General features: G+C 35.9%; 11 protein-coding genes. 3 read left to right on the top strand and 8 right to left on the bottom strand.

Features of this window, described 5'->3' with window-relative positions:
* Positions 1-318 precede the first annotated feature (318 nt).
* The 4 genes from VB264_RS18610 to dnaK form a co-directional block, all read right to left on the bottom strand.
* Positions 319-501, bottom strand: coding sequence for a hypothetical protein (locus VB264_RS18610; RefSeq protein ID WP_323251761.1), 183 nt, complete (start codon positions 499-501; stop codon positions 319-321).
* A 275-nt stretch (positions 502-776) separates the two neighbouring features.
* Positions 777-1,652 (bottom strand): Rpn family recombination-promoting nuclease/putative transposase, encoded by an 876-nt coding sequence (locus VB264_RS18605; protein WP_323251759.1) that lies wholly within the window; start codon positions 1,650-1,652, stop codon positions 777-779.
* Positions 1,653-1,843: 191 nt separating this feature from the next.
* Entirely contained in the window at positions 1,844-2,827 is a 984-nt protein-coding gene (locus VB264_RS18600; RefSeq protein WP_323251757.1) for a hypothetical protein, read from the bottom strand.
* A gap of 187 nt (positions 2,828-3,014) precedes the next feature.
* Positions 3,015-4,922, bottom strand: coding sequence for a molecular chaperone DnaK (gene dnaK, locus VB264_RS18595; protein ID WP_323251755.1), 1,908 nt, complete (start codon positions 4,920-4,922; stop codon positions 3,015-3,017).
* 693 nt (positions 4,923-5,615) lie between these two features.
* Between dnaK and VB264_RS18590 the strand changes: the two genes are divergently transcribed.
* On the top strand, positions 5,616-6,533 hold the full coding sequence (locus VB264_RS18590) for a D-2-hydroxyacid dehydrogenase (RefSeq protein WP_323251753.1): 918 nt from the start codon (positions 5,616-5,618) through the stop codon (positions 6,531-6,533).
* Between the two features lie 8 nt (positions 6,534-6,541).
* On the opposite strand, the gene VB264_RS18585 is transcribed toward VB264_RS18590, so the two are convergent.
* The 3 genes from VB264_RS18585 to VB264_RS18575 form a co-directional block, all read right to left on the bottom strand.
* Entirely contained in the window at positions 6,542-7,111 is a 570-nt protein-coding gene (locus tag VB264_RS18585) for a hypothetical protein (protein ID WP_323251752.1), read from the bottom strand.
* A 31-nt stretch (positions 7,112-7,142) separates the two neighbouring features.
* Positions 7,143-8,048 carry a universal stress protein gene (locus VB264_RS18580; RefSeq protein WP_323251750.1) on the bottom strand — a complete coding sequence of 302 codons (906 nt, stop codon included), beginning with the start codon at positions 8,046-8,048 and terminating at the stop codon, positions 7,143-7,145.
* Positions 8,049-8,124: 76 nt separating this feature from the next.
* Positions 8,125-9,066, bottom strand: coding sequence for a universal stress protein (locus tag VB264_RS18575; RefSeq protein ID WP_323251748.1), 942 nt, complete (start codon positions 9,064-9,066; stop codon positions 8,125-8,127).
* A gap of 458 nt (positions 9,067-9,524) precedes the next feature.
* Between VB264_RS18575 and VB264_RS18570 the strand changes: the two genes are divergently transcribed.
* The gene (locus VB264_RS18570; RefSeq protein ID WP_323251746.1) at positions 9,525-9,830 is read left to right on the top strand and encodes a hypothetical protein; all 306 of its coding nucleotides are present in this window, start codon (positions 9,525-9,527) and stop codon (positions 9,828-9,830) included.
* Positions 9,831-9,892: 62 nt separating this feature from the next.
* Positions 9,893-11,254 carry a hypothetical protein gene (locus tag VB264_RS18565; protein ID WP_323251744.1) on the top strand — a complete coding sequence of 454 codons (1,362 nt, stop codon included), beginning with the start codon at positions 9,893-9,895 and terminating at the stop codon, positions 11,252-11,254.
* A 50-nt stretch (positions 11,255-11,304) separates the two neighbouring features.
* Here the strand turns inward: VB264_RS18565 and VB264_RS18560 are convergent, their stop codons facing one another.
* Positions 11,305-12,336, bottom strand: coding sequence for a sialidase family protein (locus VB264_RS18560; protein ID WP_323251742.1), 1,032 nt, complete (start codon positions 12,334-12,336; stop codon positions 11,305-11,307).
* Positions 12,337-12,626: the final 290 nt, after the last annotated feature.

Raw genomic sequence — 12,626 nt, 5'->3', positions numbered from 1 at the left:
TATATCCGTAATATACCCTAATAATTTAAATTCATATTGCGTTTATCCATCCTAATGACAGGATAATCGCAATATAATATTTTTACCCAAGAAAGATAAAATCCAAAAGCAAAAAAAAAAGTACCACAAAACCCCATCAAATACGATTAAAGATTTTATGGTACTTTTAATATTTAAACACTTGCTTGTGCTAGTGGGTAATTTTTAGCGGACTAGAAGTCCTTTTTATCAATAGTTCGACTTGGCGTCCCCGAGATGCCCTTTGGAACATCTCGAACAGCGTGTTGGTAAGTTTTAGCGGACTAGAAGTCCTTTTTATCAATAGTTCGAGATGCCCTTTGGAACATCTCGAACAGCGTGTAGCTTTTCTTTTATCACTTCTGCTTTACTAACCTTAAAACCCAAAACACTATTCATTAAAGCAGGTATGATGCTTTCAATATTCTCCTTTACGATTTTATCGTACTGATTACCTTCTTGTCTTGTAGATTTCTTTTCCATATTCAAAACTAAAAATATTTCAATAAATCGCAATAAAAATCTCTCATTTTACTATTATATCAACAATAGTAAAATGAGAGATTTAGGAAAGCTTAATATTTACTTACTTCAATTTCAAACTGTAGTAAAATTTAGCACAAACGATGGTTGGCTTGTCACTTGCTTGTGCTAATGAGTAGTTTTAGCGGACTAGAAGTCCTTTTTATCAATAGTTCGAGATTATCCTTTGGAACATCTCGAACAGCGTGAGTGGGAGATTCAATTTATTTACAAAATTACTTTTCAGAATTAAGTTTTTGTTGAATGTTTTTTACGAAGTCTAAAGTAACATCTGCAATCTTAGCTATTTTTTCTAAGTCAAAGTCAGTTTGAGACAAGAGGTTTTGTACAATGTGAACTTTATCAGCTAATCGTATTTCCGCAATTTTTTTATTTTCAGCTTTCACAGCCTCAGCATTACGAGCTACCACCATCTCAAATGAAGCCCTTTCATCTGGGGTCATTTTACGACTATCTAATTCATCTATGGCGACTTTTAGCCATTCTTCATTCCAAAATTGTGGAAACTGTATTGGTTGAGTAACAGTATGTATCGTTTTCATCGTATAAATCAGTTTTTCTAAATCTGTTTGACAATCAGCTTCTTGTAATTCAAATTTATTCAATTCTATTGTAACAAACGTCATTTGCTCATCAAAAAGTTCACCTAGCTCATTTCTAAGATTAGCAAGTGTATGATATTGCTTGTAAGGTAAAATTGTATTTGCCAAAATAGCAACGCAGTAAATTTTAGTAAGTGTACCATAATCAAATTTACCTTTTTTTACCATTGCATTGAATTTGTGCAAAGAGTAGAATTTCATTCGTTGGACAAAATATGGCTCTTCTCCATATTGCATTTCTACAATAAAATGATTGTCATTTTCATCAGTACAGGCTAAATCATAAACGCCACTTCTACTATCTTGAGTAAGTCCTTCGAAGGTATTTTTATCAAATTTTACTTCTTTAATAGGCGTTTCTGTTTTGATAAGTGCTTGTAGGGCTTTCCGTAGAAAAAGCGTATTAGTTTCATTCCCAAAGGTTGCCTTAAAGCCATAATCAGAAATGATTGGAATAAATATTTGGTCGTCAGTGTATAATGTATCCATACAGTAAAACTAAAGTAATTTGAAATCTTTTCAAATCACATTCAACAAAAATCTCCCATTTTACAATACCAAGATAGTAAAAAGGGAGATTTAGGAAATCTTGAATATTTATCTACATCAGTTTCAAACTGAATTAAAGTTTAGCACAAGTGACGCTTTGCTTAACACTTTCGCTAGTTAGTGCTACCTTTCTATCCAATTTGTTTTATTTTGCTAAGGAATTTTCTTGCGTGTCGTTTTTCTCTTCCATCTGACCACGCTTTATTAATGGCACATTTTCCTGTAATTGTCAAAATGCTTCCTTCAATTATTTGTTTAATTGCTTCAAGTTTTTCGAGATTATTTAATAATATATCTGCTCCAAGAGTTGTTGATATATAACCTCCAAAAAACAGTCCTATTTCCTTTATTAATTCCTTATTGAATCCTTCTAAATCATTAATGTACTTCTGTGGGTTAAAGTCACTTTCTAAGGATTCGTAAAATTTTAATAGAGATTGATTAAATGATTGTCTCAATTCTTTAATCCCACTTTCTTGTCTAAATTCAATAAATTTCTTCAAGTCAATATTTTCAATATTTTCTGGAAGTTTTTTATTTACAACTATCTTTGCGGTGTTTAATAGGGTCTCTTTTTTAGGATTTCTTGCTCTTAAATAACTTGATAGTTGGTCATATTTAGTAGAATCAGTTATTGGGTTTCCAACTTTCTCAAATGCTATCTCTTCAGCAAGAAATGTCATGTAAAGGTTAGCCAATTCTTCTGAAATTAATATTCCTCCATTACATTCTTCACCAAGTCCTTTTTCTATACATTCATATTTAAATGTTGTATTAAACTTCTCTTCGTATAGTTTAAACTTCCAGTTTTTGGAATCTTTCCAAGTTCTATTAATATTAACAGCTTGAAGTTTGTCTCGAAATTGTTCGGGATGAGATTCAATAAATTCAATTTCTTTTAATGCTTTTGTGGCTGCATTGTCTCCTTGCCACCATTCTGGCTTGTGCACTATTATAAGGTCTGTACCATTTTCAATTTTCTTAAAATCATCAGACAAGGTATTTCTTCCTCTATCTGGAATTATTGGAGAGAATTGGTCAATGTAGATAAGAGCATATTTCAACCAATCTATATCTTTTGGCTCAAAGCTCGGATAATATATCAATTTGTCCATGTTGTATTTTAAGGCTGCTAATAACAAGTATATAACCACAATATACCCTAATAATTTAAATTTTCATTCCGCTAAACAATCATAATTTTAGATTGATTAACCAAAAAAAGTACCACAAAACCCAATCAAAATACGATTAAAGATTTTATGGTACTCTTAAATATTTCAGCTTACAGCCTAAAGCTACTTATTTCACTTCTTCAAAAGGAACATCTTCTGCTTGTGAAGAAGAACCTGAATCAGCAGTTTGTTGTCCTGCATCTCCTGTTGGTTGTGCTCCCTCTGGGCTACCTTGTGCATACATTTCTTGCGAAGCTGCTGCCCAAGCGTTGTTCAATTTTTCAAGTGATGAATCAATAGAAGCTACATCACGTGAACCGTGTGCTGTTCTTAATTCACCTAAAGCATCTTCAATCGCTGATTTATTACCTGCTGATAATTTATCACCGTATTCTTTCAATTGTTTTTCTGTTTGGAAAATCAATGAATCAGCTTGGTTGATTTTTTCAATTTTTTCACGTTCAGCTTTATCTTCTGCTTCGTTAGCTTTCGCTTCTTGACGCATTTTTTCGATTTCAGCATCAGTCAAACCGCTTGATGCCTCAATACGGATATTGCTTTCTTTGCCTGTTCCTTTGTCTTTTGCAGATACGTGAAGGATACCATTGGCATCGATGTCGAAAGTAACTTCTACTTGTGGAACGCCACGTGGTGCTGGTGGAATACCGTCTAAGTGGAAACGTCCTAATGAACGGTTCTGAGTTGCTAACGGACGTTCTCCTTGCAATACGTTCAATTCTACTGAAGGTTGGTTGTCTGACGCAGTCGAGAATGTTTCAGATTTCTTCGTAGGAATCGTAGTGTTGGCTTCGATTAATTTAGTGAACACGCCACCCATTGTTTCGATACCTAACGACAAAGGAATAACGTCTAACAATAATACGTCTTTCACTTCACCTGTCAATACACCACCTTGAACTGCTGCACCAATCGCTACAGCTTCGTCAGGGTTAACACCTTTAGAAGGTTTTTTACCAAAGAATTTCTCAACTTCTTCTACTACTCTTGGAATACGCGTTGAACCACCAACCAAGATTACTTCGTCGATATCAGCGTTTGAAAAGCTCGAATTTTTCATCGCACGCTTACAAGGCTCAAGCATTCTTTGGATTAAAGAATCTGCCAATTGCTCAAATTTAGCACGAGATAAAGTACGTACTAAGTGTTTAGGCATACCGTCCACAGGGAAGATATATGGCAAGTTGATTTCAGTAGATGCACTAGATGATAATTCTACTTTTGCTTTTTCAGCTGCTTCTTTCAAACGTTGAAGTGCCATTGCATCTTTACGCAAATCAACACCTTCGTCGTTTTTAAATTCGTTTGCTAACCATTCGATGATTACTTGGTCGAAGTCGTCACCACCTAAGTGTGTATCACCGTCAGTAGATTTTACTTCAAATACGCCATCACCTAATTCTAATACTGATATATCGAAAGTACCACCACCTAAGTCGAATACAGCGATTTTCATATCTTTACCGCCTTTGTCAAGACCGTAAGCTAAGGCTGCTGCCGTTGGCTCGTTGATGATACGTTTAACTTCTAAACCTGCAATTTGTCCTGCTTCTTTAGTCGCCTGACGCTCTGCATCGTTAAAATAAGCAGGTACTGTAATAACTGCTTCTGTAACAGTCTGCCCTAAATAATCTTCGGCAGTTTGTTTCATTTTAGTCAGAATCTGAGCAGAAATTTCTTGAGGTGTGTACAAACGGTCACCGATGCGTACACGTGGCGTATCGTTTGAACCTTGTTCTACAGTGTATGCAATCGTTTTTAATTCACTACCAACTTCTGAATAACGTTTACCCATGAAACGTTTGATAGAAGAAACTGTGTTTTTAGGATTAGTGATAGCCTGACGTTTGGCAGCGTCTCCGACTTTACGTTCACCGTTACCATTATCTAAGAAGGCAACGATTGAAGGTGTAGTACGACGACCTTCTGAGTTAGCGATTACGACTGGCTCGTTACCTTCCATTACAGCTACGCAAGAGTTGGTTGTTCCTAAGTCAATACCGATAATTTTTCCCATTGTTAATATTAATTAAGTATATGAATAAGATTTTTTATTTTTACTATAAAGAGGCTTACAAGAATGTTTGCCTATTTTTGTTACTCTAAATATGTTTTGTGCTATTCAATCATTACATAAACAGATAGAGATTTCCTTACTTTCAACAATCTTAATGCCAGTACCTTTTTAACCCTTTTTTTGTGCCATAATGGCAGAACACCATTGTTGATTTGCCATACTAGCAGTTTTTTATTGGAAAACTGACAGAATACCATAAAATAACGAAGGCATACATAATGACGATTATTTAACGTTATATTTCTAGCGAGCGACTTAAGTCCTAGTCATTACCCACATCTTTTAAAAAGTTAAAATGGAAGATGTGATTATTGATAAAATTGGTTAAAATGACCTTTAAAACCAGGCTTTGAAGACCTTATCCCTAGGGAGGGACTTAAGTCCCTCCCTAGGGATAAGTATCTAATTATTAGAAATTTATAAACTTATTACTAATCAATAGGACTTAAGCTCCTCGCTAGAAATAAAAGCATATTATTAAATCAATGCCAACAAATAACTTCGTAAGCTTTGACAACTTTCAAAAGTTGTCAAAGCTTACTCAACAAAATTAGTATTTAAAAAACTGTTCCAGAAAATAGTAGGGGCGGATACCACAACAAATGAGATTTTCTTAAAAACAATCAATTCAACATGAAAATATATATTCATACCAAATTTGAAGAAAACGAAGCTTTGCTTATCAAAGAACAATTATCGGAGAAATATAAAATTGTTATAGGAGAAGAGATTCCCGCTGAAAAAAGAGAGGAGGAGTTCTTGAGTGCAAGTATTTGCTTTGGCAATGTGCCGCTGGCATGGGCTCAGAAAACTACCCAATTGAAATGGCTACAACTGCATTCTGCGGGACTAGACCCTTATCAGCAATTAACCGACCATACCTTTAAAATAACCAACCTAAAGGGCTTCTTCGGGCAGTCGGTAGCGGAAACGGCGGTGGCAGGTATTTTAGCGATGTACCGTGGTGTCAACCATTTAACCCAACTACAAATGCAGACAAAGTGGGTAGGTACGCCTTTGCGTTCTACCTTGCATCTATTAAATAATGCCAAAGTATTAGTGCTTGGGGCTGGTGCAATCGGACTAAAAGTAAGAGATTTACTGACAGGGTTTAACTGTAAAACCACCGTTTTGGACTCTAAAACGATTACACAACTAGAAGAACATTTGCCAACGACTGATATTGTAGTAGCTACTTTGCCCGAAACGCCCGAAACCATTGGTTTGTTTAACAAAGAACGTTTGCACCTACTAAAATGCACTGCTTTGTTTGTAAATGTAGGCAGAGGTTCGGCAGTGGACGAGCAGGCTTTGATAGAAATGTTATTGAATAATCAGCTTTACGGAGCTGTATTGGATGTGACAGCCACAGAGCCACTTCCAGACGACCACCTGCTTTGGCAAATGCACAATGTGTTATTAACACAGCATACCTCTGGCGGATGGGCGAATGAGAATATTGATAAAATTAAGTTTTTTCTTGAGAACCTGTCAAGGTTTGAATGTGGCGAAGCCTTAGTAAATATAGCGAATCTGGCACGGGGCTATTAACGCTATCGCTACTTAATACTCGTAGAAGTATTGGGAGAATAATCAAAAAAGAGTGTCCCAATCCTTCTTTCTATGTTTTTGATAGGAGCTGCCACTACCCAAACCTTATTGGTTTTTTGTAAAACAACGATAGAATCCTGTACAAACAACGGCGAGGCATACAGTGCCAACGCCGAAGTGTTTTCATAGTTTTTGTTGCTAGCCACCAGAATCTTCCCTTCAGTATCTACGATGTTGATATTAGAGAAATGATTCATTTGAACAATATTATGGACAAATCCATTAATCCTTTTTAAGTCCTTTTTCATCATGTTGGTTTGGATAGACCACAGCAAGGGCTTACAAAGGGTTTTTAATATTTGTTGTTCTTTCTGATTAATGTCTTTGTTGGTATCAAACACCAATATTTCCTGAGCTACTTGGTTTTGGTAATCTTTCCAGTAATAAATGCTAATAGTACTTACCAAAGCAATTATGGTGGTAGAAAACCAAAACCAAGCCCAAGAATACCCGTGAGGGGAATCCCCTTGAGGCGAATTTGAAATGACTTTTTGATGAAAGTCCTGAGTTGCTTGCATGAGATTGTTTTCAAAGAGGTATTACAAAAATCTAATTACTACTCACGGTTTCATCAGTTAATGTTTTTTCAGCTTTTGCAGGTTCCTCTTGTGGTCTGACAGACAACACTGGAATTTTGGCATGATTCAGCACCTGTTGGGCAAAAGGACCAACGAAGTAGTCTTCAATTGAATAGCTAAAATCGGCAGTGATAATCATCAAATCAATATCTAATTCATCTGATTTTCGCAAGGCCGCATGGGCTACGGAATCAGTATAAGTAAAGATAGAATAGCCTTTGATATTATCTTCAACCAGTTTTTCGTTCAAGGCCTTCAACTCTTGGTCTAAATAGTTTGATTTCTTACTGCTGTCGTCGTCTAATAAAGCTAAAATAATGAGTTCAGACTGATGTTTTGTGATGATTTTTCTAGCGAATTCATATTTATGCAAGGCATTCGGAATGGTTCTTACAGGGAACAACACTTTCTCGAAATTCTTCCATTTCTTCTCGTTTGGTATGGTAAGAACAGGACAAGAGGCTTTTTTGCTTACATCAAAAGCATTTGTTCCCATAAAAAATGATTTAAAGCCCGAAATACCATGCGTTCCCATTACAATCATATCTACGGCATGATATTCCGCTATTTTAATAATCTCGCTAACTACACTCCCCACGACACACATCGGAATCACCGTAATAGGATGTTTGGATGTAACAGATTCAGCCAATTTGGCTAATTTTCTGTTTTCTCGTTGGATAACGTTCTCTCTGGTCAAATCCAACTCTACACCATGTTCGGAAATAGTTAAATACGTATCAGGGTCAATGACGTGTAGTAGATGGATAGTAGATTCATAATCTTGACTCATGTGTACAGCATAATCTAAGGCATTTAATGATAAATTGCTGTAATCAATAGGCACTAGGATTTTTTTGATTATTAGATTTTCCATGATTTAAAAAATTAAGGTGAAAATATTAAACCGATTAATTGAATAATTTGACGATATGGTTCTTGTAGTTGTTTTGTTAAATTATCCCTAACATTTGCACAGGGTAGGGGTATTCACTGTTTTCTTCATCTTCATTAATCGACTTTACCACAAAAGCATCGGCTGGTTTGGGTCTGATAGATAAAACAGGTACTCTGGCATAATGGACTATCTGCTGAACAAAAGGACCAACGTAATAATCCTGAATGTGGTGGTCTATCGATGCGGTAATAATCAGCAAGTCAGCCATAAAATCAGTGGTTTTTTCAAGCACTTTTGCTACTACTGAATCGCAGTAATAAAAACCAGTTTGTGATTTTAGGTTATCCTCCTTTAATTTTTTATCGAGTTTGAAAGTTTCCTGACTTAGCATTTCAAAACTTGCTTTTTCGCCATTTTCCAAGAGCCCGACGACTATCAATTCGGCGTCATTTTCTCTCAATAAATTTCGTGCCATGCTATATTTTTGGATGGCTCCTTCAACAGGTCTGATAGGATAAACAATGGTTTTGAAGGCTTCAAATCGTCGATGAGACGGAACTAGCAACACGGGACAATAGGCATTTTTCAGTACATTAAAGGCATTTGAGCCCATCATGAATTCTTTAGTGCCTGATACGCCATGTTTTCCCATTACAATCAAGTCGGCATAAAAATCAACTGTGGCTCTTACTATTTCTGGACAAACCCATCCCGTTCTGATAATGGCTCGGCAATCGATAAACTCTTCATTAGTAATTTTATCAGCAAGTTTTCTAAGATTAGTTTGGTGAGTATCAAGAAGTGTTTGCAGGTTTGAGTCACTAATCATAGTGCCGTCGTCCTTGTTATTAACCAAAGGACTAATATTTACTACATGCAGTAAAATCAATTGTGCATGCTGACGTTTGGCCATTCCAATAGCGGTATGAAGCGCATTCATTGAAGATTCACTAAAGTCAATTGGAACAAGTATTTTCTGAACTGCTTGTGTATCCATAATATATGAGTTTTAGGTTGGAAAATCATCAAAACAGCGATAACGAACGGTTTGATAATTCAAAATTGAAACTCATAACTTAACCATAGCTTAATCTAATATTAGAATTTACTTAGAAAATACAACAGGTTAAGTTAATGACTATTTGGAAAAATGTAACAATGGCTTGGTTTGAATGCATGTTGTTTTATTGATAAGTTGAGATTAGTAAATAGTGATATTGTTGATAAACTACAATAATCTACTATTGATCATTGTCATCTTATTAACTGATTTTATTAAAATTTTATTATTTTTTTACATAAGATTAAACCTTTGTAGAATCAGATAGTCGAAGTGATAAAATAGGTTAAAGTAGATTACTATTTTATATTACGCATTGCACGAACGTCATGTTACTAAAAAGATTCATATGGTCATTATTACTGTTTAGTAGTGTATGGTTAATCTTAGCAAAGATGCCTACCCACCACAATGGCTTGGTATTGAAATCTGAAAAAAGTAATCGAGCAGCTGGTGCGAACCATTTACAAAATCAAAATACTTTATTAAAATCAATTCCTAATGATGGTTTAGAGGAAGGAGATAAGCTTTCTCAACACCAAGCAAATGACCTTGATAGCGGTTTGCTTTGGAGTCGTGCTAATAAATTATTATTGTTTGTTCAAAATAAAGCTACTTTAACATCCGTTTTAGATGTAAATAATCACAAATTCCCTCATTTATTTATTCTTTTTCATTCTTGGAAATACTTGTCCTTTTAAATTAAAATTTAATTCTCTTTTTCTTGAACACACGCCTGTCAGTCGTATAATATACGTTCTTGATGATACGCTATACACAGGCTTTGGAAAAGGGTTCTCAGTTTCAATTTAAAGCAAATATTTTAATCACTGAAGAAATGAAAACTAACATGATTGTTGAGGGCATTGCCACAAAAAGAATCACAAAAATCAACGGGGTTCTTTCTACAATTTTATTGATGACTACTTTACTTTTTGTAAACATCAATGCTTTTAGCCAAACCAACCAATTGGAAACAGATAAGGGATTGCAAAATTCAATCGCATCCTATAATGCAGATGTTCGTCAGGCTATTTTATTAGTTAGCCAATATCCACAAACGCTTACGCAATTACAGCAAGAAAAAAATCAGACACAGGGAGCTTTCCAAGCCTTGATTAGTGACTTTAGCCAGAAAAAACAAGGCTGGTTTTATGAACTAACCCGTTTTCCTGAATTGACCCACACGTTGGCAACATTGCCATCAGGCCAAAGCAAGGATGATATTAATAAACTGTTGCCTAACAATGATGAAAACCTACAAACAGCCGCTTGGCGTTTGTATCGTCACCATCATGATGATTTGGTTCAAGCTGATAATCTGAATCAACAAGCACAGAATAGCTTTGCAAAGGCCATTCAACCTTTGGATGTGCCAACACAAGATGCTTTTAAAAAGTTGGTGCAGTATCCAGACGTGTTGTTATTGTTGACAGACAACATCGACTTGACTACTAAACTAGGACAGCAATATGTTGCTGACAAAGACGGTTTGACTACCCAATTAGCTAGCTGGCACGATAGTTTGATGATACAGAATCAGACCCAGATGGCTACTTATAAAAAAGAGTTGGGCAATAATCCACAAGCACAGCAGGAGTTAAACCAAGCCGCTAAAGATTTTGCCAAAACCAATGGCTATATTTTGCCCAACGGACAAATAGCTTATGGCAACAACTACAATTATGGTTATGCTAATCCATATTCATATTGGTTTGGTTATCCTTATTGGTATGGTTCACCACTTTGGTATCCTAGTGCTTATTGGGGCAGTTTTGGTTTGTCTTACGGCTTTGGTGGTTTTGGCTTTAGTGCTTTTCCTACCTATGGTTTTTCAAACTGGTTTTATAACGGAGGATATTATATGAATTATCCTTATTTATATAATCACTTTGGTAATTATTATCGTTCTGTAGCAATAAATCATCCACGTTATAATAATGGTATGATGGCTGGTAGTCGTAATAACTATTTCCGCTCATACAATGGTAATAATGGGGGATACAACCGTGGAGGCGTAAGCTACAGACCAGACTATGGCGGAAATGGCGGTTTCCAAAATAGAGGTTTTAGTGGAGGCGGAATGAGAAGTTTCGGAGGCGGAGGCGGTGGAAGACGTCGTTAATCGTAAAAAGGTGGTGCAGGTTTTAGCACCCCCTTTTTTGTTTTTAGGCACTATTGTACTTTTAATACGATATGTTTGATGTTTTTACGGTTGGCAGTATAGGTGATATGTATCAATCCGTCGCTACTTTGAATAATAGCTGGATAGCTAAATTCTCCTTCTTTTTGGTCTTCTAAGGTATAAACATCATGCCAGTCGGTGCCATTTTTTGAAACCGCAACATTGAGTTTATACCGACCATTGAACCAATTTGCTCCCTTTTTTAAAGGATTATACACCAACACTTGCAATCCATTTTTGAGGGTTGTGGCATCTGTTCCCGAATTGGGGTTGGGGATTGTCGTCAAACTAAGGGGCGACCACGTTTTTCCATTATCTTCCGACCATGTTTGAACCACAGCATTTTGGCGAGAACGACAAAGTAATTGAAGTCTCTTACCAGAATATTGCAAAATACTTGGTTGAATTACCCCAAATGTATCGCAATCAATATTAATTTTCTGAAATTTACTAGCATTTTTATCCGACTTTTCAAGGTGAATATTCCATACTTTTTCATCTAAGCTTTCAGTACTTGATGGATACAGAATCTCGCCATTGGCTAATTGAAACGGTTTGTTTTTGATGGGACCTAATATACCGTTGGGTAATTTTTCGGGTTTACTCCAGTGCTTTCCATCATCGTCAGATGATATTTTCATACCCCACCATTCCCGTGGATTTTTACCAACTTTATAAAAAAGCAAGAGCTTACCAGCTTTTGTTTTGAACAACACAGGATTCCAACACGGGAATCTGAGCGTATCATTCACCACGCCATCTACCAACATCTTAGGTTGTTTCCACTGTCCTTTTTCATTGATAGCTATCCAGATACCAACGTCGGGGCTACTTTCGTATTTACCACCAAACCATGATGCCATAAAGGTATTGTTCGATAATTCAACAATCGTAGAGGCATGGCAAGCAGGCGTAGGGGGAATATCAAATACAAACTCACTTTTTATCAACTCAGCTTTAAATGCTGATTGAGCAAAAATGTTGAAGGATATAAAAAGAAGAAATATGGCAATAAATTTCATGCTTAGTATTGAATTAAAATCTGTAAAAAGACCCTTTCTTTCTATTAGCTGGTGACTTAAGTCACCAGCTAATAGAAAGAAAGGGTTAGCAGAAGCGTGAATTTAAAACCGTGATTTGTGAGCCACATAATGCGGTTTAGTTTACATTGCTAAGCTCCTTGCCTACTTATCTTATCCCTAGCGAGGGACTTAAGTCCTACTGATTACCCATAAGTATTGATGTTATATATTTCTTTAATAGTTTGAAATTTTTGGAATCCTCTCCACAGTGTAACACATCCCAAGGGTCT

The sequence above is a fragment of the Arcicella aquatica genome, assembly GCF_034928825.1.
Lineage (GTDB): Bacteria > Bacteroidota > Bacteroidia > Cytophagales > Spirosomataceae > Arcicella > Arcicella aquatica.
The sequence above is the reverse complement of the archived record's forward strand: the minus strand, read 5'-3'. Positions and strand labels throughout refer to the sequence as shown.